Raw genomic sequence first — 25,331 nt, forward strand, 5'->3', positions numbered from 1 at the left:
GTCTATCTCATCAAACTTGGCAGGCCTGTAGCCAGAATTGGAAAGGTGCAAACCAGTACCAGAACAATGATGGGGGGCAGCAACCAAGGCAGGATGGCCTTAGCCAGCCGCTGATATGGGATGTCACCAACCTGAGCGACAACAAACAAGGCCATGCCCATCGGCGGCGTTAAGATTGAGATCATAAGGTTCAGAACAACGATGATGCCGAAATGTACGGGGTCCACACCGAATCCAAGCGCGACAGGCACCAAAATCGGAACGACAACCAACAAAATAACCAGTGATTCAATAAACGCCCCAAGCACGAAGATCATGAGATTCACAGCGATAAGAAACGTCAGCTTATCGTCAGCAATCGCCAAAAATAGATTGGCAATTTGCTGAGGCGCCTGCTCACGTGCAAGAACCCATCCCAGCAGCCCAACACCTGCGATGATGGTCGCGATGGCCGATGACGTGACCACTGTATCGTAGATCGCATCCCAAAGTCGGCGAAACGTGAGTTCCCGATAAAACAGCAAATCAATCAAGATCGCATAAAGAACAGTGATTGCCGCCGCCTCAGTGGGAGAGAAGTAACCGGAGAATATTCCGCCAACAATAACCACGGGTGTCAGCAAAGCAGGGAGTGACTTAATAAACATCCCGGCAATTTCGCCGGCGGGTTTTATAGTGTCGGTTGGATACTCCCGTTTTCTTGCAACGAAGTAGACCATGCACATCAATGCCCCTGCGCACATAACGCCCGGCACAATGCCACCCAGAAAGAGCTGACCAATTGACGTATTCGAAATCACACCATACAGCACCATCGTGATCGATGGCGGCACCAACGGTCCAATCATGGACGAAGCCGCTGTTATGGATCCCGAAAACTCATCGTCGTAGCCAGCTTCGCGCATCGCTTCGATTTCCATTTTTCCGAGGCCACCAGCATCCGCAATCGCAGAGCCGGACATGCCTGAGAAAAACAGAGACGCCAGCACGTTAACATGGCCCAGACCGCCTGTAACATGGCCCACAAGTGCGCGCGCGAAACCAAACAGATGGTGCGTGATTCCAGCGGAATTCAAAATCGCGGCAGCCAAGATGAAAAGCGGAACCGCCAGCATTGGGAAACTGTTGAGGCCATCGACCATACGCTGCGTAGCAAACGTAAGTCCAAGCCCAGAATAGTAGAAATAACCCATCGACACAAAAATCATGCCAATACCGATCGGGATGTTCAAAAGGACCAGCAGGAGCCAGCCCACCACAACGCACAAAAGGACCATGCTCAGGACTCCGCTTTTTCGAGATCTGTGGATGTGAATGAGGTGAAGTTGGACAGTAATCGCCAGAAAATGCGGTGCACGATAAGCACCAGAGCAACAAAGGCGGATGCATAAAGAACCGCGTCGGTTGTGGGCAAAGTGACCGTTTCGTTGTTCCAGGTTCGAAGGATTGTCTTATAGGCGATCCAAACCAGGTGACTCGCCAGAGCGATGTAGACGCAATCGACTAGGATCGCCCATGTTTTCTGAACTTTGGGGGGCAGCGCTTCCATAAGAAAGCCCATACGCAAATGCGCTTCATCTCGCTCCACTGTCCCGATACCGATGAGGGCCATCCAAACCCAAAGCCACCGCGCCAATTCTTCCGTCCAGATCGGACCGACAACCAAATTGGTGCGCCCAACAATCTGTAAAACCATAACAAAAAACAGAACGATGAATAAAACGGACGACACTGAAGCCTCAAAACCGTATTTTCTCTTCATTCTTGATGCCCTTCCGTAAAATTTTGGGGGACCAGTGTGCCCCCCAAAATAGGTGGTGTTATTCGCCGCGAACTTTTGCGATGGCACCGGCGCCGAACTCAGCTTCCAGCTCGCTGTAATACGGCTTCATCGCGTCACGGAACGCGGCTGTGTCAGGCTCTGTGATAGACAGGCCTCGCTCTTTGAAGGTGTCGACCAGCTTGGCTTCCGCATCAAAAGTCAGACTGTCAGACACGTCCCCGCCTTTGGCGACTGCAGCTTGCACCCAACCTTTTTCTTCATCTGAAAGGCTGCCCCAGGTGGAGGTGCCAATCTGGATCGCGCTGGACGCAATAAAGTGGTTGGTCATCGCGATATGACTCTGCACTTCATAGAACTTCATCGCCTCGATGGTCGGCAGCGGGTTCTCTTCAGCATCAACCTGGTTAGTTTGCAGCGCCAGATAAACCTCGGCAAATGCCACTGGTGCCGGGGTTGCACCGGTGTTTTCTGCATAGGCAATCAAGAACGGCACATTTGGTGTCCGCAGGCGCAAACCAGCCATATCTTCGAGCGAGTTGATCGCCCGGTTGGATGTTGTCTGGCGGGTGCCATAATACCAAACGTCCAGAAGATGAATGTTCTGTTCATTCATCTTGACGGCCATTTCCTGACCCCACGAACCAGCCACGATTTGCTGCAAGTGATCAAAGTTGTCTACAACGTACGGCGCGCCAACCAGCTTCAATTCCGGAATGATATAGGACATGTCAGGGTAACCGGTCATCACCATATCAAGTTCACCGGCTTGAACCTGCGCCACCATCGCTTTGAAATCCCCAAGAGAGGAAGATGGGAACAGTTTGACGGTCATCTCACCGCCAGAAGCTTTCTCCAGCTCCTCCTTAAAGGCAAGCGCGCCCTGATAGACATTAGAGACCTCATTGTCCTGCATCCCAAATGTCAGGGTCTTTTCTGCAAGAGCAGCACCCGACATCATCAGAGAGACAACAGTCCCGGTGATAAATTTGTTCAGCATCTCTTTTCCTCCATGCTGTTGATTTGCGGCACTTCGTCCGCTTTTTGTCAGGTTTCCCCAACGGGTTTTGTCTCGCCGAGCAGCGATTTGGGCGCCGCCAATCGAGAACGGTAAGATCGCTCCAGGTGATCATCCATTTGCTTGGTTGCTGAGACCACGTCGCCGCCCAATACGGCCTCGTAGATTGCGCGGTGCTCTTCATAAACTGCTGCGTCTTGCGGGCGTAAACTGGACGCATCCTGCTGGCGCAAACTCGACGAATTAGGACGGTGAGCCAACATCTTGCTCACAAACATATCATGCAGTTTCAGAATAATTGGGTTACCGACAACAGCCACGATGGATCGGTGAAACGCGATATCGGTTTCCGGAAAATGTTTCGTTCCAACGGCCAGCAGATTGTCTTCGAGCGCCACCTGCATTTTGGCAACTTGAATGTTTGAAGCATTTTCCGCGGCCACACGAACGGCACCAGCCTCGATGAACTGGCGCATCTGCTCTAAATGCGCAGCACTCTCGGAATTGCCGAGAATTTCTCGAATATGGTCACCCGCTAAGGTAAAAACATCCTCTAGAGAGGGCGTTGTGACACGTGGGCGCTTTCCGGTGCCGGTAGAAACAAAACCACGCAAATGCAGATTTGAGAGCGCCTCACGAACGGTCGGACGCGATGTCGAAAACTGATTACACAACTCACGCTCCGTCGGGACCGCATCGCCCACAGCCAGGCTCCCGTCTTTGATTTGAGCAATAATCGTCTCCGCAATGAGATCCGCAACTCGCTTAGGGCTATCGCTCTGAATGTCCTTTTCGGGCAGCATTTTCATCCTCCTAAGCTTGGTGACTTCTGCTTTTACCGCTGCCAAAGGCACCACGGATTATCACCTGAGTTATCAACTTTTCGATTTTGGTAATTCCAAATGGGCATTTTGTCAAACCATACTTTACCAAACCTCCAGTTTCGGCTATCAAAATTGTCAAAATGGTATCGAGACTGTGATCGGTACCGCCAGAAACACACCAAGCATGAGGAAATGATGGATAGTTCACTTACCGGGATGTACGCCGCACTTTTGACAGGCTTTGCCGATAGCGGCGCATTCGACGCGGACAGGCAAACGGCAATCACCAAATACGTGCTGCGACAAGGATTGAAGGGGATTTACATTGGCGGCAGCAGCGGAGAATCCGGCCTCATGTCCACAGAAGAACTGCTTGAACAGCAGTCTGTGATTGCAAATCTCACACAGGGCCACAAGACGAGTGTGATCGCACATGTGGGCCTACCCAATATTCGCGACTCGATTTCTCTGGCCAAATCGGCCGAGACGTTTCAGTTTGACGCTCTGTCAGCCCTACCACCGCACTCTTATCCGTACTCGGATGAAGAAATTTACCACTACTATTCTGAGTTGGCCGCCGCCACGTCCCTGCCGCTGATTGTTTATGAAGTTCCGATACGGACATCGCGTCCCCTTCCTCTCGAACTGCTTCAAAGGATCCTGGACTTGCCCAACGTTGCGGGTATCAAATTCACGTCCACGGACCTCTTCAAGCTGTCCATGTTGCGTAAAAGTCGCCCCAACAAGCTGTACTTCTTTGGCTTTGATGAGATCTTCGCCGCAGCGGCGACTTTGGGCTGCGATGGCGGGATCGGCACGACATATAACTTGCTGGGACGGCTCTACGTAGAGCTGTACAACAGTGTTCTGGAGTCCAATTTGCAAAAAACGCAGGAGCTTCAGAGCATCTCTCAAGACTTTGTTGAAGAGCTTTTGCCAACTGGCGTCATTCCGGGAATGAAAGCAGCCTTAAGATCCATTGGTGTCGACGCCGGATATGCGCGCGGCCCCCTGATTGAACAAGACAAGGCCGCTGAGCAGCGGATTGGTAAGTTTCTTGAAAGCTCTCCAGCTCGAGATTGGCTAGCCTAAACACTCTGTCACCGCGCATCTGACTTTCGTCACAAGGCCGTTCAGGCATCGCGTTCGAGCAAATTTAGTGTTTCGCCAGGCAATCAGAGTTGCATTCGGCGAGACACTCAAAGCCAACAGTGGACCCGACTTTCACAGCGAGCCCCAATGAGCGGTGGGATGGACTTGCAGCACAATTGGCCCGACCTCTCAACCCCCATTAGAGGGCCTTTATGCCCGAACACCATGGGATGAGTGCCACTTCGCAAAACACGCCCCCACGACACCGCAGATAACACGAGTAGTCATCCAACTGATCAGCTGCTCTTCTGGCGCAAACTCCAGAGATCCTTGGCGATTGCGCTACCAGAGAATACTTGAACCGAGGTGAAGTGTGTTGGTTTCTCAGCTTTTTGGGGATGTGGTGGCTGAAGAAATCCCCGCATCTCCGACGAAGTTCAACGAGCGCGAGTTGGTCTCCGACATGGCCCACCGCTCTTAGCCGAGGCAAAGATTCTAAGTGATACCAATGTGTTAGCTGAAAAGTGGTGCCCAGAAGAGGACTCGAACCTCCACGTCCATACGGACACTAGCACCTGAAGCTAGCGCGTCTACCAATTCCGCCATCTGGGCACGGGTTGGTGAGACAGGCGTTTAAGCCTAGCTGCGGGGGGTGTCAACGCGATTCTCCGACTTTTTCCCTTTTTGTCTCCTCGGAAAAATCTTTGGCAGAGGAGGCCCGAAAATTTGGCAAAAGTAGCCGGGGTTTCTTGTCGCGCCCCTGCCATTGTAGCTTGTTCTGAAACGCTGTCGGCGCTATCCCATCATGAAATGGTCTACCTTGGAGGCAACCCATGTCCAAACTTGTCACCATCTTTGGCGGCTCCGGATTTGTCGGACGTCATATCGCCCGCCGCATGGCAAAAGAAGGCTGGCTCGTACGGGTCGCGGTACGCCGCCCTAACGAGGCGATGTTTGTGAAGCCCTACGGTTCTGTGGGGCAAGTCGAACCCGTATTTTGCAACATTCGCGATGACGCCTCCGTGCGGGCAGTGATGCAAGGCTCTGACGCGGTGGTGAACTGTGTTGGCCTCCTGTCTGATCGCGGCAAAAATACTTTTGGCGCTGTGCAGCACGAAGGCGCTGAACGCATCGCCCGCATCGCCGCAGCTGAAAATGTCGACACGATGGTGCACATCTCCGCCATTGGCGCTGACAAGGATAGCAGCAGCGACTATGCGCGCTCCAAAGCACTTGGCGAAGAAGGTGTGCTGCAACACATGCCCAACGCCATGATCCTACGACCGTCGGTGATATTTGGTCAGGACGATCAATTCTTCAACCGTTTTGCCTCTATGTCACGCCTTGGTCCGGTCCTACCTTTGGTGGGCGGCGACACCAAATTCCAGCCGGTCTACGTCGATGACGTGGCGCAGGCAGCGGTGAAAGGCATCAAAGGCGAGGCCACCGGCACGTTTGAGCTGGGCGGCCCAGAGGTTGACACCCTGCGGGGCTGGGTCACCGAGATGCTCGAAGTCATCCATCGCAACAAGCTGATCGCCAACCTGCCGTTCTTTGTTGGCGGCCTGATGGCTTTCGGCTTTGGCCTGCTTCAGACCCTGACCTTTGGTCTGGTCCACAACTCCATCCTCACCAAGGACCAGCTCAAGCTGCTCAATAAGGACAATGTGGTTGGCGACGACGCGCAAGGCTTTGACGCTCTGGGCATCAAGCCACTCGCGCCCGAGGCAATCATGGCTGATTATCTGTGGCGCTTCCGCCCATCGGGCCAGTACGACGCCATCAAAGATTCGGCGCGTAACCTGAAAATCTAAGGTTTCAGAACTCCAACAAAAAGCCCCGCCTGACACGCTCAGGCGGGGCTTTTTGCTTTTGATATGAGCCGCATCAACCTCAGCGGCTGTCACGCTCTTTTAGCATCTTCTCAATATCACCCAATCGCGCCAGCACTTCGTCGCGGTAGTTGCCAGTTTCGGCTTCAGCCTCCACATGGTGCGCGTCTTGCATAGAGTTCACCACAAGACCCACCACAAGGTTGAGCACCACAAAGGTTGTCAGCAGAATGAACGGCACAAAGAACATCCAGGCGTAGGGGTAGACCTCCATCACCGGCCGCACGATGCCCATGGACCAGCTTTCCAGCGTCATGATCTGAAACAGCGAGTATCCGGACTTGCCCAACGTGCCAAACCAGGCCGGGAAGGCGGCCCCAAACAGCTTTGTGGCCATCACCGCGCCAATGTAAAAGATCAGCGCCATCAGCAAGAACACAGAGCCCATCCCCGGCAAAGCATTCAGCAACCCTTCGATCACCCGACGCAACGACGGTGCTACCGACACCACGCGCAACAATCGCAAAATGCGCAGCGCCCGAAGCACCGCCAACCCTTGCGCCGCGGGCACCAAGGCCACACCCACGATGATGAAATCAAACAGGTTCCACCCATCGCGGAAAAACTTCCCACGCTGCACATAGAGCTTGGCAGCGATTTCCCCCACAAAAATCGCCAAACACAGCGCGTCCAGCGAGACCAGCAACGGCCCTATTGCGTCCATCAGGGGTTTGGAGGTTTCCATGCCCAGAATGACGGCATTGAACAGGATCACGCCAAGGATCGCGTTGCGAAAGGCAGGGCGGTCAATAAACGCCCCGATTGTGTCGCGTAGGCTCATGTATGAAATCTCAAAGTTGCGCGTTTGTGATTGGGTTGAGGGCTACATAGGTGAGGGGGGCAGGTCTTCGCAACCCGCCCCCCAAAATCATTGGTGTTATGGTTTCCAACCCGGCGGGCCAAACAACCGCCCCCACAACTCTCGCCCGGACTTGGCACGCTTGATATCTCGCCACAAACCCGGCAACTCGGAGAACCACACTTTCACAGGGTTTTGACTGTCAAAATCGGTGGTCAGCCCATAGCGCGGCCGCTCCTCTTCCACTTGAAAGCTGCCAAACATCCGGTCCCAGATGATCAGGATACCCCCGTAGTTCTTATCCAGATACTTGTTGTCACAGCCATGGTGCACGCGGTGGTGGCTTGGCGTGTTCAACACCCACTCCAACGTCCCCAGTTTGCCAATCAACTCGGTGTGCAGCCACGTCTGATAAGCCTGCACAAGGATCACCGATCCCAGCACCACATCCGGGCTGAACCCCACCAGGACCATTGGAATATGGGCAATGAAGGACCACAGGCTTTCCAACGGTCCAAAGCGCACAGCCGTCACAATGTTGTAATCCCGGCTCGAGTGATGCACCGCGTGTTGCGTCCACAGGATCCGCACCCGATGAGCAATCCGATGCTCCCAATAATACGTCAGATCTGCAATCACCACGGCCAGAAATATCCACGGCAAAGTGGTTGGCAAATGCCAGCTCACCACGGTTTCGCTAAACACGTACAGCCCGAAATAAAGCGCCGTCATCATGGTCGCTTCGAGCAACAGATACGGCACTTGTGTGGAGGCACTTGCCAGCATCTCAAGCCAGGTTTTGCCTTTCAACGACCCTTTGAACCAAGCCTCAGCAATCTCAATCACAAGGATCGCCACCCCAATCAGGAAGAACACTTCGTCCACTTGCGTGGCCAATTCAATAAACTGCTCAGGTATCATTTTGCACCTCCCATCAAACCCGATTGCAACGTTCGCCAAGCCAGCGCGGCTGCTTCCTCTGGTGTCGCATCTCCGTCCCGCACCACGGTCCAGGCCGCGTAGGTCAGGGTTTCAATCGCCTGTACAATCCAAGCGGTTGGCACATCCACGTCGAACCCACCTTCCTCTTTGGCAGCCTCAACAGCCTCTGCGGTTTCTTCCAGTTGTTGGGTGTAGGCTTCCAGCACCTCCGGCACATGATCCAGAGGTTCATTGGCCAGAAACATCTGACGGTCCGCTAGCGGGATGATGACCTCCAAACTCAGACGCAAGGCCTCCGTATAACTCGACGCGTCCTTGGTAGCGGCCTCGATGGCGTCATCCAGTTCCTGCATCGCGACCATCGCGAGCGCAGTCATGAGGTCCTCGCGCCCGGCATAATGGCGGTGCAATGTTGCACGCCCCACACCCGCCTCTTTTGCGACGTCCGCCAAAGTGGCTGTGGGATTTGCGGAAAAGACGGTGAACCCCGCCTCAATGATTTTGGCTTTTGACTTTTTCAACATGAGACAAAGGTGTCTCATTTTTTCGCGATGTCAAGAGGTGCCCTTTGCGCAATTTTCGGGTCGCCGCGCCAAATCCAACAAACTAAGTTATTCTCCAGACAGGAGATGACCCCATGAATGACATGACCGAAGGCTATCACTACAACGTCATGCGCCGCGCGATTGAGCTGATTGATCAGGGCGGCGAAAACATGTCGCTCGAAGACCTGTCCAAAGCCATGGGCATGAGTCCTGCACACTTCCAACGTCTCTTCACCCGTTGGGCGGGCGTGTCCCCCAAACGGTTTCAGCAGTACCTGACGTTGGGCCACGCCAAAGTGCTGCTGCACGACCATTTCACCACTTTGGACACGGCCAATTCAGTTGGCCTGTCCGGTTCTGGCCGGTTGCACGACCTGTTTCTGCGCTGGGAAGCCATGAGTCCTGGCGACTACGCCAAGCGCGGCGACGGCCTGACCATTTACTGGGGATGGTTTGACAGCCCCTTTGGTCTCTCTCTGGTCGCTGGCACCGAAAAAGGCATCTGTGGCATTGGCTTTGCCGCCGAAACCGGCGCGGAGGCCGCCATGGAAGACCTGTTCTCACGTTGGCCAAACGCGAACATGGTTGAAGACCCGCTGTTCCTGCGCCCCTGGGTGCTCGCCGCCTATCAAGCTGAGCAAGCCGACCACGACAAAGTGCCGGTCTATATGATTGGCTCCGCGCTCCAAATCAAAGTCTGGGAAGCCCTCATGCGCATTCCTTCCGGCGAAGTCACAACTTATGCCGAAATTGCCCGCAGTATTGGCAATCCCCGTGCCGTGCGCGCCGTGGGAACTGCTGTGGGCCGCAACCCTGTCAGCTGGCTGATCCCCTGCCACCGCGCGATGCGCAAATCAGGTGGGCTTGGTGGCTACCATTGGGGCCTGCCTGTCAAACGCGCCCTTCTTGCCTACGAGTCCGCCCGCGCGGAAGCTTAAGCTGACCTTCGGCATCAATTTGCCGATACCACGCGGCTCTTTGCTTGGGGCACACAGAAAAACCAAGTATACCAGCTTCAAAAGCCAACAAACGGCTGCAAATACTTGAGGCACGAGATGAAGACACTCCCAATTTCCCTAAGCGCTGTCGCTGTTCTGGGCCTGACCGCTTGCACTGATCCGGCTTACGTGTCCGGCTCCGCAGATGACCGCGACCAATATCGCAAAACCAAAAACGGCGCGATAATTGGCGCGCTGGCAGGTGCCGGCATCGCCGCTGTCACCGATGGTGACGCTCTGATGGGCGCAGCGCTTGGCGCAGGTGCCGGGGCGATCATCGGCAACGTACTGGACAAGCAAGAGGCCGAGCTTCGTGCACAACTTGATGATGAAGTTCACATTGAAAACACCGGTGACCGCCTGATCCTGACGCTGCCGCAGGACATCCTGTTTGACGTCGACAGCTACTCCGTCAACGCAGGCTTGCAGGATGACCTCGCCAAGGTCGCATCCAGCCTGGACAAATATCCAGATTCCACCGTGCAAATCCTCGGCCACACCGACAACACCGGCTCGGCCAGCCACAACCAAGGCCTGTCTGAGCGCCGCGCCAACGCGGTGGCCGATGTTCTGCTCACCAATGGTGTGCCGGTCAGCCGGATCGACACCATTGGCCGCGGCGAGGATCAGCCTATCGCCTCCAACCTTGATGACGCAGGCCGCCGCCAAAACCGTCGTGTGGAAATTGTGATCCTGCCCACCGCCACCTAAGGGCAGCGCGAAATCGCACAACCACTGTTTGCAAGGCGTCGCTTGATTGCGGCGCCTATTGCCTTACGTAATGAACAAGCGAACAAGGAGATTGGTCTATGCCCCACAAACTGCTCGGAATCTCCGGCGCTCTGCGCGCGGACTCCACCAACAGCAAGCTTCTACGTGAGGCCGCCCGGCTTTATGGCGCAGACAGCTATGTTGAGGCCAATCTGAACATCCCGCTCTATGACGGCGATCTCGAATCCAACAGCGGTATCCCCGAGGAAGTTAAACGACTGGTTCAGCAGATTGCCGAAGCCGACGCAGTGCTGATCTCCACCCCTGAATACAACGGCGCTGTCACTGGCGTGTTGAAAAATGCTCTCGATTGGATCAGCCGTCACTGGGAAAAGCCGATGGTTGGCAAACCCGTCGCCCTAATGAGCGCCGCCGCCGGTCGCGCTGGTGGTGTGCGGGCGCAGACCATGTTGCGCAGCTGCCTTGTGGCTTTCCGTCCGCGTATCACCCTGGCACCTGAAATTGGCATCGCCGACAGTGGCAACGCCTTTGATGAAAACGGGCAACTTACAAACGAGCGTTACGCGACTTCGGTTACGACGCTGATGGCCGCGCTCAAAGCTGACGTAGATCAGATGTCTAACAACGCCTAAAGCGAAGCTTCGGGACGGAATGCCTCCGGTATCTCATCCCGACCATCCAATACCAGATCAGCCATCACCTCGCCCGCCTTTGGCCCCATGCCGAAGCCAATTTTGAAGCCACCGTTGGCAATAAATGAACCATCGCGGGTTGGATGATACCCCAACATCGGCGCGCGGCTTTTGGCACGGGGGCGCACTCCAGCCCAGCGCTCAATGACCTCTGCATCCTTCAAGACAGGCACCGCCGCATAGGCCCGCGCCAGAACATCATCCAACTGTGCATCCGTGCTGTTCGGATCGTCAAACTCACGCTCGCTGGTGGAGCCAATCGCCACGGTGCCATCCGCATGTGGGATGATGTGCACCGCATCCGCAAACAGTTGCGGTGCGGTAGATTGATCCAGCTGCAACAACGCAGCCTGCCCCTTAACGCCACTGCCCACAGGTTTGCCGATGTCCTCGGACAACTCGAGCAAACCCTGCCACCCCGTGGCCCAAACAACTGCTCCAGCTGGCTTCCCATCAGAGACAATTTCACCGCCCTTAGCCCGCAACGCCGCCGCCAATGCCGTGCAGGCACGGCGTGGAAACATACGCCCGCTCAACGTGTCATGGATCAGCCACCCCGTCGGGCTTTCCGGTGCCCACTGGCCAAGCGTATCACGTGCCACAACTTGCCAATGCGCCTTGCCTTGCCAAAGCTCTTTGGCGCTTTCTTCCCGCGCCTTGGCTAGCTGCAGCCCACGCTCATCTTTGACAGGTTGAATCCGTCCCGTGCGCCCATAGCCAGCACTCACGCCACCGGCCATCTCAACCTCGGCCCACCAGCTTTCCGCCATGATAAGACTCTCAAACTGAAACGCCTTTTTTACGTTCCAGTTCTCTGGCGTATGCGGCGCCAACGCACCCACCAAACCACCGCTGGAGCCAGCACCAACACCTCCGGGATCAATCACCCGCACTTTCGCCCCCCGCTTGGCACAGGCCCACGCCACCGAAAGCCCAAAAGCCCCCGCCCCCATCACGGTCACGTCCACCATTGCCAATCCTCTTTTTTGTGCTCAAATGCGCTGTCACATCCATAAGGCAAAGCGACATGAGCGACCAGCACGCGGATCTCGATTGGCGAGACAACGCCATTCCGGTCTCCACCCGGTTTGATGACCCGTATTTCAGCCTCGATAACGGGCTGGCCGAAACGCGCCATGTGTTTCTGGACGGCAACCAATTGCCTACACGCTTTGCCCCCGGCTTTCACATTGCCGAACTCGGCTTTGGCACCGGCCTCAACCTGCTGACAGCCTGGAAGGCCTGGCACGAGAGCGGCCAAACCGCGCCACTGAGCTTCACCACTTTTGAAGCCTTTCCAATGAGCGCGGACGAAATGCAAAAAGCCCTCGCCGCTTTCCCTGAGTTAAGCGAATACGCCACCCGCTTGGTCACGGCCTATGCCGAAGACCAAACACTCACAACGCTCGACGGCATTCACGCCCACGTGGTGATAGGCGACGCGCGTCAGACCCTTACAGCGCAGAGCTTTGAAGCAGACGCATGGTTCCTTGACGGCTTCTCCCCGGCCAAAAACCCCCAACTCTGGGATACAGACCTGATGGCGCAGGTTGGCGCTCACACCAAATCAGGCGGCACCGCCGCAACCTACACCGCCGCGGGCTTTGTGCGCCGCAATCTGGAAGCCGCAGGCTTCACCGTCACCCGCACCCCGGGGTTTGGCCGTAAACGCCATATGACCCAATGTGAAAAGCCCGCCGCATGACTGAGCCCAACAACCGCCTCGGCATCCTTCTGATGTCGCTCACCACGCTGGTCTTTGCACTGCAAGACGGCATCTCCCGCCACTTGGCGAGCGAGTACAACACCTACCTCGTGGTGATGATCCGCTACTGGTTCTTTGCTCTCTTTGTCATCGCGCTGTCCTCCCGCCAACCCGGCGGCATCAAAGCCGTCGCCCGCACAAAGTTCCCGCTTTTGCAAATTGGGCGCGGCGCTCTTCTGGCATTGGAAATCTGCGTGACCGTGGTGGCATTCACCCTGCTGGGCCTCACTGAAACACACGCCATCTTCATTTGCTATCCGCTGATGATCGCTGCGCTCTCCGGCCCTGTCTTAGGCGAGCGAGTCGGCTGGCGGCGTTGGTCCGCCATCGGCGTTGGGGCCATTGGCGTGCTGATCATCCTGCAACCCGGCTCCGGTGTCTTCAGCCCCGCCGCCATTGTGCCCCTTGTTGGCGCACTGATGTTTGCCGTCTACGGCCTGATGACTCGCTATGTCGCGCGCGGAGACACCTCACAAACCAGCTTCTTTTACACCGGCGTCATTGGCTGCGTTGTCATGACAGCCATTGGTATTTTCTACTGGGAGCCAATTTCAGGCAGCAACTGGATTTGGATGAGTATCCTGTGCTGCACCGGCGTCTTTGGTCACTGGCTTTTGATCCGCACTTATGAAGTTGCCGAAGCCAGCGCCGTGCAGCCTTTTGCCTACCTACAACTGCCTTTCGCCGCCGCGCTTGGCATGGCCGCGTTTGGGGAAACCCTGCGCACAAACGTCGCCATTGGCGCGGCAATTGTATTGGGGGCTGGCCTGTTCACTTGGTGGCGCGAGCGCCAATCGGCCTGACTCACCGACGAACTTTAATGGTGCCCCCGGTAATCTCTTGACCAAACGACACCGGATGCGGATCTTTGCCCAACCGTGCGCGATAGACTGGCAGGCTCTCGGACACCCGCATCACGTAGTTGCGGGTTTCATTAAACGGGATCATCTCAATCCAATCAATCATCGCCTCCACAGAGCCCCCGCGCGGATCTCCATTGCTGGCCATCCACCGCGTAGGACGGTGCGGACCTGCATTGTAGCCCGCCGAAATCATGATGATGTTGCCATCAAACTTTTCCGCCAACCCAGCCAGATACGCACTGCCCAACCGCGCATTGTAGCCCGGATCAGAGGTCAGGTTGCCCAGCACATAAATCTCGCCAATCTCCGCCGACACATCCCGCGCCGTGCCCGGCATCAACTGCATCAACCCACGCGCACCGGCATGGCTCACCACCACTGGGTCAAATTCACTCTCCCGCCGCGCAATTGCCAAAGACAGCTCATCCGCCACCGGCAGTTTCTGATCCACCAGCGGATGCAGCGGGTAATACGGCCCCGGCAGGGTCACGCCCATGCGCACCATTTGTTTGCCCAGCATCACCGCAATATGCGGTTGCCCCAAGTCCAGCGCCATTTGCCCCATCTGTCCTAATCCAGTGCGATCCTGCGTCTCACTCAAATGCACCCAAAACCGCTCCGCCAGGCTCAGCTCACCCGCCGCCAACAAGGCCCGCGCCGCCTTGTGCACACTTGATGTGGTCCAGCTGGCCTTCTGCCAATCCGGGAACCGCTCTTGGCCGGACAACGCCGGATCATGCGCAATCCCGGCTTTCTCCGCCGCCAACAAACCGTAGAAACTGGTCTGATGCGCACCGCCCGCCACATAAGCCTGCTGCGCCGTGGCTGTTTCCCCCATCGCCTCATAGGCGCGGCCCATCCAATAGCCCGCACGACCCAATGAAATTGGTGTTTCCACCGACTGGGCAAAGTTCAGGAAGTGCGCCGCAGCCTCCTCCGGTCGGTCCAGAAACCGCAACGCCAGATAGCCCGCCAGCCACTCACAATCGGAATAGGCATATCCCGCCTCGGGCGTCAGCTTATGGGTCGCAGCCAGAGCATAAGCTGTCTTGTAATTCCCCGCCCGCATCTGGTTGCGGATCAACGAGCGCCGCCTTGGGGCCCATTCCTCAGGCTCGCCCAAGGTGCCCGCTTTGCTGCGCGCCAAAATCAGCTCAATTGCGCTGTCGTTCCGGTCTTTACGATGCCGCCAAACAAACCGCTCATGTGCCAGCCCCGGATCATCCTGCAAACTGTCCGGCACCGCCGCAATCAACCCGTCCACACCCTTGGCCATGGCCCGCAGCCCAAGCCGCGCCTTGGCCAACGCCACCCAGCCTTCTGGCACTTGGGCGTACATCGCCTCGGAATTCGACGTCCAATTCTTCCACACCATCGCATCCAACCGCGCGGTGTGATGCGGCTTCAGCAAATCGCCGTAACGCGCCAAATAATCAGCTTTGGTGGTGCTGTTCATCGCCATGGTGCGCCAGGCTTCCACAATCGTGGCCTGCGCCGCGCCGTCCTCGCCCGCCTGCGTCAGAACTTTGGCCTGCGCCAACGCCCCTTCGGCGGTCTGCGCCGGACCATGCACAAAGAACGACAGCGCCATCTCGTAGCTCACGTCCTCAAACGCCGCCTCCGACTGTTTGCGCAAATACGGCAAACCGGGCCAATCACCGCGACGGTCCAAAAACGCCAAAACTTGATCCGCTGATCCTTCACCCGCGCGCAGCCGGTGCCACTCCACAATATCACGGGTCACCTGATCGGTCTCGCGCACCGCCTTGGCCGCGCCATCCCAATCCTTGGCACGAACAGACGTCATCGCGGACCGGAGCTCATCGCGAAACTGTGCATTTGCGGGAACAGCGACCAGCAAGGCCACAAACAGAGTCAGAAAAAGACGCAACATGGCTTGCATTTTCCTATGCCAGACAGGATAGAACCCGCAAGATACGCCGCGCACCCGATGGCCTCAACTCACAATCTTGGCAAGTGGGCAACTTCCCGCTAGGGTCCGCGCGGTTCAACGATACGGGCAATTCTGCCCAGCTACGCATAAAAAGGAGCGTGCCATGTTCAAAGGGTCATACCCCGCACTCATCACGCCGTTTACGAACGGCGAGCTGGATTTGGAAACGCTCAAAAAGATCGTCGAGTGGCACATTGGTGAAGGCACCAATGGCTTTGTGCCTGTGGGCACCACCGGTGAAAGCCCAACGCTGAGCCACGAAGAGCACGAAACTATGGTGAGCGAAGTGGTGAAAGCCGCCGCTGGCCGCGTGCCGGTGATCGCAGGCGCAGGCTCCAACAACACACTGGAAGCCATCCGTTTTGCCCAGCACGCCGAAAAAGTTGGCGCAGACGGCATACTCGTGGTGACGCCGTACTACAACAAGCCAACCCAACGTGGCCTGATTGCACATTTCACCGCTGTGCATGACTGCTGTGAGCTGCCGATCATCATCTACAACATCCCAGGCCGTTCGGTGGTCGACATGACACCAGAGACCATGGGGGAGCTGGCCAAACTGCCACGTATTGTGGGCGTGAAAGACGCGACTGGCGATCTGGCCCGCCCAAGCCAACAGCGCGCCTCCTGCGGCCCTGATTTCATTCAGATGTCCGGCGAAGACGCCACCGCACTTGGCTTCAACGCACACGGCGGCGTGGGTTGCATCTCTGTGACCGCAAACGTCGCGCCAAAACTCTGTGCTGAATTCCAGGCGGCCACACTGGCTGGCGACTACGCCAAAGCGCTGGAGTATCAGGACAAATTGATGCCACTGCACGAAGCCATCTTTGTGGAGCCGGGTCTGGTTGGCGCGAAATACGCCATGTCCCGTCTGGGCATGTGCAACGAAGAAGTGCGCTTGCCACTGACCGGCCTGACCGACGCAACCAAGGCACAGATCGACGCCGCCATGGCGCACGCGGGTCTGCTCTAAGACAGCACTACTTCTGAGATCTATGTCTCAAAAAGAAAGGCGCCCACTGGGCGCCTTTTTCATGTCCTGCAGGATTAGAAAAGCGCTTAGCTCCACATCACAAAACCCACAGCCAAAGTCGCAACGACACCACAAACAGCGCCCAATCCGACGCCGGTCACCACCCAAGGCCACACAGCCCGTTTGGCCTCCGGCTTATCCTCAGACTGCGCAATCAGCGCTGCCTCCACCATCGCCGGCAATCGCGGCCCAAAGCGCGACAGCACCCGTGCTGTTTTAGCCAAGTCGCTCAGCATAGCTCGCGGCCCAATGCTCTCCTTGATGTAATCAGACACCACCGGCTTCGCCACGTCCCAGATGTTCACACGCGGGTCCAACGACCGCGCCACACCCTCAACCACCACCATGGTGCGCTGTAGCAAAATCAACTCGGTGCGAGTCCCCATGCCAAAACGCTCGGTCACTTCAAACAGGTAGCTCAACAACCGCCCCATCGAAATCCGCGTGGCATCCATGCCAAAGATCGGCTCACCCACTGCCCGTAACGCCCGCGCAAACTCGTCCACATCCTGATCCGCAGGCACATACCCCGCTTCAAAATGCACCTCAGCCACACGTTTGTAGTCCCGCTGAATGAAGCCGTAGAGAATTTCCGCATAGACCCGGCGGGTGTACTCATCGATGTAGCCCATGATGCCAAAATCATAGACAATGATATCCCCGTTTGCGGCAACCTTCATGTTGCCTTGGTGCATGTCCGCGTGAAAATACCCGTCCCGCAGTGCATGGTTCAGGAACAGCTCCAAAATCCGACTGCCCAAGGCATGACGATCATGTCCCGCCGCATCCAACGCATCGTTGTCGCCAATGGGTGCGCCTTCGGCCCAGCCCAACGTCATCACCCGCCGTGCGGAATGTTCCCACTGAATGGCGGGCACCTGATATCCGGGATCATCTGCCGAGTTCGCAGCATATTCACTGGCATTTGCACTCTCAAGGCGCAGATCCAGCTCCGACGTCACGCCGCGGTCAAAATGCTCAATCACATCCCGCGGCCGCAACCGCCGTGACCCAGGTGACAAGAGCTCGATGGTGTTGGCGGCAAAATAGAAGGCATCAATATCTTTGCGAAACGCCTTTTCAATCCCGGGTCGCAGGATTTTCACCGCAACCTCTTCACCGGTTTCCCGCAACCGCGCCCGGTGCACTTGCGCAATCGACGCCGCCGCAACCGGCTCTGAAAATTCAGAGAAAATCTGATCCACAGGCTGACCAAGCTCAGACTCAACCTCTGCCTTAGCGGTGGCCAGATCAAACGGCGGCAGCTTGTCTTGAAGAACCCGCAGCTCTCCAGCCAAATCGCCGCCCACAACATCCGGACGGGTCGACAACACTTGGCCAAACTTGATGTAAGCAGGCCCCAAGGCCGTCAACGCACGTGGCAAAGGAGGTGCCTCGGCATCCCCCTTGTAGCCCAACCACTGAAATGGCCAGACCAGCCCGCGCAGTACCACGCGGACCAAAGTTGGCGCTTCAAACGCATCCATCACCACATTCATGGCGCCGGTGCGCTCCAAGGTGGCACCGGTCCGGATCAGACGGATGATATTGTGGGGACCTCTCACAGCTTCCAACCCGAATGTAACGCGGCAATACCCATGGTCAGGTTGCGGTACTTCGCATTCTCAAACCCGGCAGTTTTCACCATGTCCAGGAACGTGTCCTGATCCGGGAATTTACGGATGCTCTCCACCAGATATTGATAGCTGTCGCGGTCATTTGCGATCATTTTGCCCATCTGCGGGATGATGTTGAAGGAATAGAGGTCATAGACCTTCTGCATCATGTCATTGGGAATTTGGCTGAACTCCAGAACCATCAAGCGCCCACCGGGCTTCAGAACCCGAAACGCCTCATTTAACGCTTCCTGCGGTCGGGTCACGTTCCGAATGCCAAAACTGATGGTGTAAACATCAAAGGTGTTGTCCTCAAACGGCAACGCCATCGCGTCCCCCACAACCCAGTCGAGGCTGTCAGACATATGGTCCGCTTCGGCTCGCTGCCGCCCTGCCACAAGCATCGGTTCCGTCAGATCACACACCGTCGCATGGCCATGCCCAGCACGCTTCAGAAACTTAAACGACACATCACCAGTGCCCCCGGCCACATCGAGCAACTTCTGCCCGGGGCGCGGCGCCAACCAATCCATCATCGCGTCTTTCCAGATGCGGTGGATGCCCATCGACATGACGTCGTTCATGATGTCGTATTTGCTGGCAACCGACCCAAACACGCCTTGAACGCGTCCAGCTTTTTCGCTTTCCGGCACGGTTTCAAAGCCGAAATGGGTGGTGTTTTTGCTGTCCGCCATGATGCGAAATCCTCTTGGTTGCCACATTCATATAGCGCTGTCTAAGAGGGTACAATGCGCTGATTTGGCACCCGCTTCGCGGGCCAAAACTTGACTTGATAATCCCCAACAACCTCGCGCATGGTCTGAGTGTCTTGGAACTCAGAGGTTGGAATGCCTGAACTGCCCGAAGTCGAAACTGTGCGCCGCGGCCTGCAACCCGCCATGGAAGGGGCCACGATTGCACGCGCTCGAGTCAATCGCCCAGACTTGCGTTGGCCCTTCCCCGATCGCATGGCCGAACGCCTCACCGGCGCCAAGGTCACGCAACTGCGCCGCCGCTCCAAATACATCCTAGCTGATCTCGACACCAACGAGTCGCTGCTCATCCACCTCGGCATGTCTGGCCGCATGACCGTCTCCGGCGACCCGCTGGGGCAATTTGCCCATGACCATCCACAGGCGGAGAAACATGACCACGTGGTCTTTGACATGGACAACGGCGCGCGCATCACTTTCAACGATCCTCGCCGCTTTGGTGCGATGGATATCCTGCCCAGTGACAACACCGAAACACACCCCCTTATTGCCAAACTTGGCCCCGAGCCACTGGGCAATGATTTCCACGAATCCTACCTCGCCGAACGACTCGCAGGTAAGAACACCCCAATCAAATCCGCCTTACTCGATCAGCGCATCATTGCGGGCTTAGGCAACATCTATGTCTGTGAAGCCCTGTTTCGCGCAGGGATAGCACCGAAACGCAAAGCCGGTGCGATTTCGCAAGCGCGCACACACAGTCTTGTGCCCATCATCCGCGGCGTGCTGCGGGAGGCCATTGAGGCAGGGGGAAGTTCGTTACGTGACTTTCGCCAAGCTGACGGCGAACTGGGATATTTTCAACACAGTTTTGACGTCTACGGACGGGAGGGGGAACCGTGCAAAACCCCCGATTGCACTAGTAAAATAAGCCGAATCACCCAGTCCGGCCGCTCGTCGTTCTATTGCCCGCAATGCCAAAGATAGCTTGATCCAACTCCCTCAAATGATAATCAATCACTTCTGACCGGAACAATGAAAGCAGTACTCATGGCTTTTGAGACGATCATCGTCGATATCGAAGACCACGTCGCCCTTATCAAGCTGAACCGCCCAGATGCGTTGAACGCGTTGAGCCAGCAGTTGATTGGCGAACTCCAGGAAGCTCTGGAAAGCGCAGATGCCAACGACAAGGTGCGCTGCATCGTCATCACGGGCTCCGAGAAAGCCTTCGCCGCAGGCGCCGACATCAAAGAAATGTCTGCAATGAGCTTTGCGGACGTAAACCTCTCCAACCTGTTCGCTGAGTTTGGCGACCGCATTCAAGACATTCGCAAGCCCGTGATCGCGGCTGTATCTGGCTACGCTCTTGGCGGCGGCTGCGAGTTGGCGATGGCTTGTGACTTCATCATCGCCTCTGAGACAGCAAAGTTTGGCCAGCCAGAGATCAATCTCGGCGTGATCGCCGGCATCGGCGGCAGCCAGCGCCTGACCCGCGCGGTGGGCAAGTCCAAATCCATGGACATGAACCTCACCGGCCGCTTCATGAACGCCGAAGAGGCTGAGCGGTCTGGCCTTGTGAGCCGTGTTGTGCCTGCCAAAAAGCTGATGGAAGAAACCATGAGCGCCGCACAGAAGATTGCAGAGAAATCCCTGATCGCTGCGCGCACCGCCAAGGAGGCTGTGAACCGCAGCTTTGAAAGCTCCCTGCGTGAAGGTCTGCTGTTCGAACGCCGTGCCTTCCACTCGCTGTTTGCGACCGAAGATCAGAAAGAAGGCATGGCGGCCTTTATGGAAAAACGCGAAGCACAATTCCGCGACCGCTGATCCATCTGCATAAGTGTTTAAGAGCCCCCGCATCGCCGGGGGCTTTTTTGTGGGGTGCGGCAAGAGGGCAGTTGACCCAGCTCCAAAACAAGCGCAGATAACTGACAAAACTAGTCAGAAATGAGACATCCCAATGTATCGCTCTCTTGCTATTGCATGTGTGCTCGCCTCCTCGCCAGCTTTGGCAGAAGACGTCCCCACCACTTTGGAAGCCCTCGGGGAACGCCTGTTCTTTGATGTGAACCTGTCGGCCAACCGCACCCAATCTTGCGCCACCTGCCATGATCCGGAACGCGGCTTTGCCGACCCGCGTGGCATGGCGTCCATTGGGGACGACGGCGAGTCACATGGAGATCGCAACGCGCCCAGCGCCGCTTATGCGGCTTTCACACCAGAGTTCCACAAAAACGCAGATGGCATTTGGACGGGCGGCCAATTCTGGGATGGCCGTGCCAACCGCCTGGAAGATCAGGCCGGCGGCCCGCCGCTGAATCCTATCGAAATGGGCATGGCTGATAAAGCCGCTGTGATCGCACGCCTTCTCGAAGATCCGATCTACACACAGGCTTTCCCGGCCCTGTTTGACGGGGATGTTCTCAGCGATCCGGCAAGCGGCTACACCGCCATGACCGACGCCATTGCCGCCTTTGAGCGCACTGATGTTTTTGCGCCGTTTGATAGCAAATATGACCGTTTTCTGCTTGGCGAAGTCGAGCTCACCCGCGAAGAAGATCTGGGTCGCGTGCTGTTTTTCTCCGAGCAGTTCACCAACTGCAACCTGTGCCACCAGCTGGGCACAAACGCGATGGACCCGCAGGAGACGTTCTCCAACTACGAGCACCACAACATTGGCGTTCCAGAAAACCTGGCCCTGCGCGCCCTCAACGGCGTGAAACGCGGCACCGTGGACGTCGGTCTTGCGGCCCACCCGGAGATGCACGGCAATCCCACCCTGCGCGGTAAATTCAAAACCCCCACCCTGCGCAACGTGGCCGTCACCGGACCCTATATGCACAACGGTGTGTTTGAAGACCTGCGCACCGTTGTGTTGTTCTACAACCAATTCAACACCACCGATCCCGCGCGCCGCACCAACCCGGAAACCGGCAAAACCTTCCGCATGCCTGCCGTACCAGCAACCTTGGCATTTGAAGAGCTAACGCACGGCCCGGCACTCGATGATCAGCGTGTCGATGCCATTGTCGCCTTCCTCAAGACCCTAACCGATGCGCGCTACGAACACCTGCTCGACGCGCAATAAGGTCTATTTTCGGCACCTCTTTGAGTGCGAGGCATTCCGTCGCACTCAAAAACATACAAAATTAATAAGGATTGACGAAGTCGACAAAAGTAGTCAGTTATGCCCGCAATTCTCAACAGGGACCGGATTCCATGACTCGTACATTTTTGACCACTTCTGCGGCTGTGCTCGCACTGACCGCCCCGGCTTTCGCCGCCAACAAAGCGGACGTCGTTGCCAACTACGCTGACATCGCCGCCGCCAAATACGAAGACAGCCTGATCACCGCCAAAACACTGCAAGCTGCCGTGAACGCGCTGATCGAAAACCCATCCGCCGAAGCGCTGCACAACGCCCAAGGCGCTTGGCTGGCCTCCCGCGTGCCGTATCAGCAGACCGAAGTGTACCGCTTTGGCAACGCTGCCGTGGATGACTGGGAAGGCAAAGTGAACGCCTGGCCACTGGACGAAGGCCTGATCGACTATGTGGACGCTGCTTACGGTGGCCCTTCTGACGAAAACCCGCTGGCCGCGCTGAACGTGATCGCCAATGCCTCTTTCGACATCTCCGGCGCAACCATTGACGCCGCAGAAATCACCCCAGCCCTGCTGGAAAGCCTGCACGAAGCTGACGGCGTTGAAGCCAACGTCGCCACCGGCTACCACGCCATTGAATTCCTGCTCTGGGGTCAGGACATGAACGGCCACAACCACGGCGCCGGTGACCGCCCTTGGACAGATTTCGCAGCGGGCGACGCCTGCACCGGTGACAACTGTGACCGCCGTGGCGCCTACCTGAAAGCCGCCACTGACCTGCTGGTCTCCGATCTGGAGTTCATGGCTGCTCAGTGGTCCACAGACGGCGAAGCCCGGGCAACAGTAACCGGCAACGCGGACGCTGGCATCGTGGCCATCCTAACTGGCATGGGCTCCCTGTCCTACGGTGAGCAAGCTGGTGAGCGCATGCGCCTTGGCCTGCTGCTGAACGACCCGGAAGAAGAGCACGACTGCTTCTCCGACAACACCCACAACAGCCACTTCTACGACGGCCTGGGCATCCAGAACGTCTACCTTGGTGAATACGTGCGTGTCGACGGCTCCTTGGTGTCTGGCCCATCCGTGTCTGACCTTGTGTCCGAAGTGAACGCGGATCTGGACGCAGAGCTGCAAGCCAAGCTCTCCACCACCATGATGTCGCTGGGCCGCATCAAAACCGCCGCCGAGGCAGGTTTCTCCTACGACCAAATGCTGGAACGCGGCAACGCAGCTGGCGAAGCACTGGTCATGGGTGGCGTGGACGGTCTGGTAGATCAAACCAAATCCATCGAAGCCGCGGTGACCGCACTTGGTCTGGACAACCTGGCGTTTGAAGGCTCCGACAGCCTCGACAACCCAGACGCTGTGTTCCACTAATACCAACGTCACCGACGTAAGACATGTGAGGGGCGGCCATCCCGCCGCCCCTTTTTTACTTTCCAAGGCCCCGCCAATGCGACTTTCCTCCGCCACGGTCTTCTGCGCACTCTTTTCTGGCACATCCGTCCACGCACTGGATGACCGCCACCTCAACGTCGTGCCCCGCACCGACGCCGAAGCTCAGCGCATCCAAAGCGTCACCGCCGCCCCCACCGATTTTTCCAAACCGCATAGGTTTGAATCCCGCCCTGCTGGCGCCGCCACGGTCCCGGCTCGCACCGATGCCTTTGCCTTCAAACAGCCCTCCGCCAATCTCAGCAAAGAAGACGGCCTCACCTTCCGCATGGGTGAGGCGATGTTTGACAAACTCTGGGTCTCATCCCCCAGCTCCACCCTGGCCTCCGACGGCCTCGGCCCGCTGTACAACGCGCGCAACTGCCTTGGCTGCCACCAACGTGCCGGACGCGGCCACGCACCGGACAGCCCTGAAGATGACGCGCTATCGCTGGCGATCAAGCTGGCCATCCCCGGCCAACAAGGGGACCAAATTCACCAAATCGAAGATTTCCTCGCAACACGTCCTGAGCCGACCTACGGCAGCCAAATCCAGGATTTCAGCCTGCCCGGCCACCCCGCCGAAGCTCGCATTGAAGTCACCTTCGAAGACTTCGACGTCGTGTTGTCCGGCGGCGAGACCGCGACACTGCGACGCCCATCTTATGCCCTGCAAGACCTCGGCTATGGAACGCTGCACACAGACGTGATGCTCAGCCCACGCGTTGCGCCGCAAATGATCGGCCTCGGCCTGCTGGACGCCATCCCGGCCGACGACATCCTCGCAAATGCCGATCCGGATGACTCAAATGGTGACGGCATCTCTGGCCGTCCCAACATCACATGGTCGGTAGAATACCAACGCCCCATGCTGGGCCGTTTTGGCCTCAAGGCCGGCGCACCCACCCTGCGCCAACAATCCGCCGCCGCCTTTGCCGCCGACATCGGCATCTCCACACCTCTGTTTGAAGCAGGCCACGGCGACTGCACCACTGCGCAAGTCGACTGCATCAACAGCCCCCATGGCGACGGCGACGTGCGGGTGTTTGAGGTCGATGAAACCGGTCTCGACCTTGTGACGTTCTACAGCGCCAACCTAGCCGTACCCGCGCGCCGAGATGTGGATGACCCCGAGGTGCTGCGCGGCAAAGAAGTCTTCCACACCACCGGCTGCGCCTCCTGCCACACCCCGTCCTATGTGACCCACCGGCTCAAAGATCAGCCCGCCCAAAGCTTCCAGCTGATCTGGCCTTACACCGACATGCTGCTGCACGACATGGGGCCAGAGTTGGCCGACAACCGCCCCGAAGGCCGCGCCACGGGCCAGGAGTGGCGCACACCGCCGCTCTGGGGCATTGGCCTTACCAATCAAGTCTCCGGCCACACGCAATTCCTGCACGACGGCCGCGCCCGCAATATCCTCGAAGCTATCCTCTGGCACGGCGGCGAAGCGCAGCCTATGAGAGACACCGTGATCACCATGCCACCCGAAGACCGAGCCGCCCTCATCCGCTTCTTAGAAAGTCTCTGACCC

At 57.2% G+C, this 25,331-nt stretch carries 24 protein-coding genes and 1 tRNA gene; 13 read left to right on the plus strand and 12 right to left on the minus strand.

Features of this window, described 5'->3' with window-relative positions:
* Positions 1–2: 2 nt before the first annotated feature.
* Genes QOL67_RS02270 through QOL67_RS02285 form a run of 4 tightly spaced genes read right to left on the minus strand, consistent with a single transcriptional unit; the run spans position 3 to position 3,655 of the window.
* Complete coding sequence (locus tag QOL67_RS02270; RefSeq protein WP_283424316.1) at positions 3–1,277, minus strand: TRAP transporter large permease; 1,275 nt, start codon at positions 1,275–1,277, stop codon at positions 3–5.
* Between the two features lie 2 nt (positions 1,278–1,279).
* Positions 1,280–1,762 (minus strand): TRAP transporter small permease, encoded by a 483-nt coding sequence (locus QOL67_RS02275; RefSeq protein WP_283424317.1) that lies wholly within the window; start codon positions 1,760–1,762, stop codon positions 1,280–1,282.
* 58 nt (positions 1,763–1,820) lie between these two features.
* Positions 1,821–2,780, minus strand: a complete 960-nt coding sequence (locus tag QOL67_RS02280) for a sialic acid TRAP transporter substrate-binding protein SiaP (protein ID WP_283424318.1) — start codon at positions 2,778–2,780, stop codon at positions 1,821–1,823.
* 47 nt (positions 2,781–2,827) lie between these two features.
* Positions 2,828–3,655: a FadR/GntR family transcriptional regulator gene (locus tag QOL67_RS02285; RefSeq protein ID WP_283424319.1), complete on the minus strand. Its 828-nt coding sequence runs from the start codon at positions 3,653–3,655 to the stop codon at positions 2,828–2,830.
* Between the two features lie 162 nt (positions 3,656–3,817).
* On the opposite strand from QOL67_RS02285, the gene QOL67_RS02290 reads away from it, so the two are divergent.
* Positions 3,818–4,714, plus strand: coding sequence for a dihydrodipicolinate synthase family protein (locus QOL67_RS02290; RefSeq protein ID WP_283424320.1), 897 nt, complete (start codon positions 3,818–3,820; stop codon positions 4,712–4,714).
* A 525-nt stretch (positions 4,715–5,239) separates the two neighbouring features.
* On the opposite strand, the gene QOL67_RS02295 is transcribed toward QOL67_RS02290, so the two are convergent.
* Positions 5,240–5,326: transfer RNA gene (locus QOL67_RS02295), tRNA-Leu, on the minus strand.
* A 221-nt stretch (positions 5,327–5,547) separates the two neighbouring features.
* Between QOL67_RS02295 and QOL67_RS02300 the strand changes: the two genes are divergently transcribed.
* Positions 5,548–6,528, plus strand: a complete 981-nt coding sequence (locus tag QOL67_RS02300; protein WP_283424321.1) for a complex I NDUFA9 subunit family protein — start codon at positions 5,548–5,550, stop codon at positions 6,526–6,528.
* A gap of 79 nt (positions 6,529–6,607) precedes the next feature.
* Here the strand turns inward: QOL67_RS02300 and QOL67_RS02305 are convergent, their stop codons facing one another.
* From QOL67_RS02305 to QOL67_RS02315, 3 genes are all read right to left on the minus strand, one after another.
* A complete protein-coding gene (locus tag QOL67_RS02305) occupies positions 6,608–7,387 on the minus strand; it encodes an ion transporter (RefSeq protein ID WP_283424322.1) in 780 nt (259 codons plus the stop codon).
* Positions 7,388–7,483: 96 nt separating this feature from the next.
* On the minus strand, positions 7,484–8,326 hold the full coding sequence (locus QOL67_RS02310; protein ID WP_283424323.1) for a sterol desaturase family protein: 843 nt from the start codon (positions 8,324–8,326) through the stop codon (positions 7,484–7,486).
* A complete protein-coding gene (locus QOL67_RS02315; RefSeq protein ID WP_283424324.1) occupies positions 8,323–8,871 on the minus strand; it encodes a TetR/AcrR family transcriptional regulator in 549 nt (182 codons plus the stop codon). Before QOL67_RS02315 ends, QOL67_RS02310 begins: the two co-directional genes overlap by 4 nt.
* A 113-nt stretch (positions 8,872–8,984) precedes the next feature.
* Here QOL67_RS02315 and QOL67_RS02320 point away from each other — a divergent pair, with 113 nt between their 5' ends.
* From QOL67_RS02320 to QOL67_RS02330, 3 genes are all read left to right on the plus strand, one after another.
* Positions 8,985–9,830 carry a methylated-DNA--[protein]-cysteine S-methyltransferase gene (locus QOL67_RS02320; RefSeq protein ID WP_283424325.1) on the plus strand — a complete coding sequence of 282 codons (846 nt, stop codon included), beginning with the start codon at positions 8,985–8,987 and terminating at the stop codon, positions 9,828–9,830.
* 117 nt (positions 9,831–9,947) lie between these two features.
* Entirely contained in the window at positions 9,948–10,601 is a 654-nt protein-coding gene (locus tag QOL67_RS02325) for a YiaD family glycine zipper/OmpA-like lipoprotein (RefSeq protein ID WP_283424326.1), read from the plus strand.
* Between the two features lie 98 nt (positions 10,602–10,699).
* Positions 10,700–11,254 (plus strand): NADPH-dependent FMN reductase, encoded by a 555-nt coding sequence (locus tag QOL67_RS02330; protein ID WP_283424327.1) that lies wholly within the window; start codon positions 10,700–10,702, stop codon positions 11,252–11,254.
* Here QOL67_RS02330 and QOL67_RS02335 read toward each other — a convergent pair.
* The gene (locus QOL67_RS02335) at positions 11,251–12,285 is read right to left on the minus strand and encodes an NAD(P)/FAD-dependent oxidoreductase (RefSeq protein ID WP_283424328.1); all 1,035 of its coding nucleotides are present in this window, start codon (positions 12,283–12,285) and stop codon (positions 11,251–11,253) included. The genes QOL67_RS02330 and QOL67_RS02335 overlap by 4 nt on opposite strands.
* 56 nt (positions 12,286–12,341) lie before the next feature.
* Between QOL67_RS02335 and mnmC2 the strand changes: the two genes are divergently transcribed.
* Both mnmC2 and QOL67_RS02345 read left to right on the plus strand, forming a co-directional pair.
* On the plus strand, positions 12,342–13,019 hold the full coding sequence (mnmC2, locus tag QOL67_RS02340) for a tRNA (5-methylaminomethyl-2-thiouridine)(34)-methyltransferase MnmC2 (protein ID WP_283424329.1): 678 nt from the start codon (positions 12,342–12,344) through the stop codon (positions 13,017–13,019).
* Complete coding sequence (locus QOL67_RS02345; RefSeq protein ID WP_283424330.1) at positions 13,016–13,882, plus strand: DMT family transporter; 867 nt, start codon at positions 13,016–13,018, stop codon at positions 13,880–13,882. The genes mnmC2 and QOL67_RS02345 overlap by 4 nt, the downstream gene beginning before the upstream one ends.
* A gap of 1 nt (position 13,883) precedes the next feature.
* Here the strand turns inward: QOL67_RS02345 and QOL67_RS02350 are convergent, their stop codons facing one another.
* The gene (locus tag QOL67_RS02350; RefSeq protein WP_283424331.1) at positions 13,884–15,836 is read right to left on the minus strand and encodes a lytic transglycosylase domain-containing protein; all 1,953 of its coding nucleotides are present in this window, start codon (positions 15,834–15,836) and stop codon (positions 13,884–13,886) included.
* Positions 15,837–15,999: 163 nt separating this feature from the next.
* Here QOL67_RS02350 and dapA point away from each other — a divergent pair, with 163 nt between their 5' ends.
* Complete coding sequence (gene dapA, locus QOL67_RS02355; RefSeq protein WP_283424332.1) at positions 16,000–16,872, plus strand: 4-hydroxy-tetrahydrodipicolinate synthase; 873 nt, start codon at positions 16,000–16,002, stop codon at positions 16,870–16,872.
* Positions 16,873–16,958: 86 nt separating this feature from the next.
* Here dapA and ubiB read toward each other — a convergent pair whose 3' ends face one another.
* Positions 16,959–18,497 carry a 2-polyprenylphenol 6-hydroxylase gene (gene ubiB, locus QOL67_RS02360; protein ID WP_283424333.1) on the minus strand — a complete coding sequence of 513 codons (1,539 nt, stop codon included), beginning with the start codon at positions 18,495–18,497 and terminating at the stop codon, positions 16,959–16,961.
* Positions 18,494–19,243, minus strand: coding sequence for a bifunctional demethylmenaquinone methyltransferase/2-methoxy-6-polyprenyl-1,4-benzoquinol methylase UbiE (gene ubiE, locus QOL67_RS02365; RefSeq protein ID WP_283424334.1), 750 nt, complete (start codon positions 19,241–19,243; stop codon positions 18,494–18,496). The genes ubiB and ubiE overlap by 4 nt, the downstream gene beginning before the upstream one ends.
* A gap of 153 nt (positions 19,244–19,396) precedes the next feature.
* Between ubiE and mutM the strand changes: the two genes are divergently transcribed.
* The 5 genes from mutM to QOL67_RS02390 all read left to right on the plus strand — a co-directional run bounded on the left by mutM (position 19,397) and on the right by QOL67_RS02390 (position 25,328).
* Positions 19,397–20,248: a bifunctional DNA-formamidopyrimidine glycosylase/DNA-(apurinic or apyrimidinic site) lyase gene (gene mutM / locus QOL67_RS02370; RefSeq protein WP_283424335.1), complete on the plus strand. Its 852-nt coding sequence runs from the start codon at positions 19,397–19,399 to the stop codon at positions 20,246–20,248.
* Positions 20,249–20,311: 63 nt separating this feature from the next.
* The gene (locus tag QOL67_RS02375; RefSeq protein ID WP_283424760.1) at positions 20,312–21,088 is read left to right on the plus strand and encodes an enoyl-CoA hydratase; all 777 of its coding nucleotides are present in this window, start codon (positions 20,312–20,314) and stop codon (positions 21,086–21,088) included.
* A 133-nt stretch (positions 21,089–21,221) separates the two neighbouring features.
* Positions 21,222–22,349: a cytochrome-c peroxidase gene (locus tag QOL67_RS02380; protein ID WP_283424336.1), complete on the plus strand. Its 1,128-nt coding sequence runs from the start codon at positions 21,222–21,224 to the stop codon at positions 22,347–22,349.
* Positions 22,350–22,480: 131 nt separating this feature from the next.
* On the plus strand, positions 22,481–23,740 hold the full coding sequence (locus QOL67_RS02385) for an imelysin family protein (RefSeq protein ID WP_283424337.1): 1,260 nt from the start codon (positions 22,481–22,483) through the stop codon (positions 23,738–23,740).
* A gap of 76 nt (positions 23,741–23,816) precedes the next feature.
* The gene (locus QOL67_RS02390) at positions 23,817–25,328 is read left to right on the plus strand and encodes a di-heme oxidoreductase family protein (protein ID WP_283424338.1); all 1,512 of its coding nucleotides are present in this window, start codon (positions 23,817–23,819) and stop codon (positions 25,326–25,328) included.
* Positions 25,329–25,331: the final 3 nt, after the last annotated feature.

The sequence above is a fragment of the Shimia sagamensis genome (assembly GCF_900182745.1).
GTDB lineage: Bacteria > Pseudomonadota > Alphaproteobacteria > Rhodobacterales > Rhodobacteraceae > Shimia > Shimia sagamensis.

Bases quoted from the DNA above. Each gene is read 5' to 3' on its own strand.
- dapA (WP_283424332.1), top strand. From the start codon at position 16,000: ATGTTCAAAGGGTCATACCCCGCACTCATCACGCCGTTTACGAACGGC.
- ubiE (WP_283424334.1), bottom strand. From the start codon at position 19,243: ATGGCGGACAGCAAAAACACCACCCATTTCGGCTTTGAAACCGTGCCG.
- QOL67_RS02290 (WP_283424320.1), top strand. From the start codon at position 3,818: ATGGATAGTTCACTTACCGGGATGTACGCCGCACTTTTGACAGGCTTT.
- QOL67_RS02275 (WP_283424317.1), bottom strand. From the start codon at position 1,762: ATGAAGAGAAAATACGGTTTTGAGGCTTCAGTGTCGTCCGTTTTATTC.
- mnmC2 (WP_283424329.1), top strand. From the start codon at position 12,342: ATGAGCGACCAGCACGCGGATCTCGATTGGCGAGACAACGCCATTCCG.
- QOL67_RS02320 (WP_283424325.1), top strand. From the start codon at position 8,985: ATGAATGACATGACCGAAGGCTATCACTACAACGTCATGCGCCGCGCG.
- QOL67_RS02270 (WP_283424316.1), bottom strand. From the start codon at position 1,277: ATGGTCCTTTTGTGCGTTGTGGTGGGCTGGCTCCTGCTGGTCCTTTTG.
- QOL67_RS02390 (WP_283424338.1), top strand. From the start codon at position 23,817: ATGCGACTTTCCTCCGCCACGGTCTTCTGCGCACTCTTTTCTGGCACA.
- QOL67_RS02315 (WP_283424324.1), bottom strand. From the start codon at position 8,871: ATGTTGAAAAAGTCAAAAGCCAAAATCATTGAGGCGGGGTTCACCGTC.
- QOL67_RS02350 (WP_283424331.1), bottom strand. From the start codon at position 15,836: ATGTTGCGTCTTTTTCTGACTCTGTTTGTGGCCTTGCTGGTCGCTGTT.
- QOL67_RS02305 (WP_283424322.1), bottom strand. From the start codon at position 7,387: ATGAGCCTACGCGACACAATCGGGGCGTTTATTGACCGCCCTGCCTTT.
- QOL67_RS02380 (WP_283424336.1), top strand. From the start codon at position 21,222: ATGTATCGCTCTCTTGCTATTGCATGTGTGCTCGCCTCCTCGCCAGCT.
- QOL67_RS02335 (WP_283424328.1), bottom strand. From the start codon at position 12,285: ATGGTGGACGTGACCGTGATGGGGGCGGGGGCTTTTGGGCTTTCGGTG.
- QOL67_RS02330 (WP_283424327.1), top strand. From the start codon at position 10,700: ATGCCCCACAAACTGCTCGGAATCTCCGGCGCTCTGCGCGCGGACTCC.
- QOL67_RS02385 (WP_283424337.1), top strand. From the start codon at position 22,481: ATGACTCGTACATTTTTGACCACTTCTGCGGCTGTGCTCGCACTGACC.
- QOL67_RS02345 (WP_283424330.1), top strand. From the start codon at position 13,016: ATGACTGAGCCCAACAACCGCCTCGGCATCCTTCTGATGTCGCTCACC.
- mutM (WP_283424335.1), top strand. From the start codon at position 19,397: ATGCCTGAACTGCCCGAAGTCGAAACTGTGCGCCGCGGCCTGCAACCC.
- QOL67_RS02310 (WP_283424323.1), bottom strand. From the start codon at position 8,326: ATGATACCTGAGCAGTTTATTGAATTGGCCACGCAAGTGGACGAAGTG.
- QOL67_RS02375 (WP_283424760.1), top strand. From the start codon at position 20,312: ATGGCTTTTGAGACGATCATCGTCGATATCGAAGACCACGTCGCCCTT.
- QOL67_RS02280 (WP_283424318.1), bottom strand. From the start codon at position 2,780: ATGCTGAACAAATTTATCACCGGGACTGTTGTCTCTCTGATGATGTCG.
- QOL67_RS02325 (WP_283424326.1), top strand. From the start codon at position 9,948: ATGAAGACACTCCCAATTTCCCTAAGCGCTGTCGCTGTTCTGGGCCTG.
- QOL67_RS02300 (WP_283424321.1), top strand. From the start codon at position 5,548: ATGTCCAAACTTGTCACCATCTTTGGCGGCTCCGGATTTGTCGGACGT.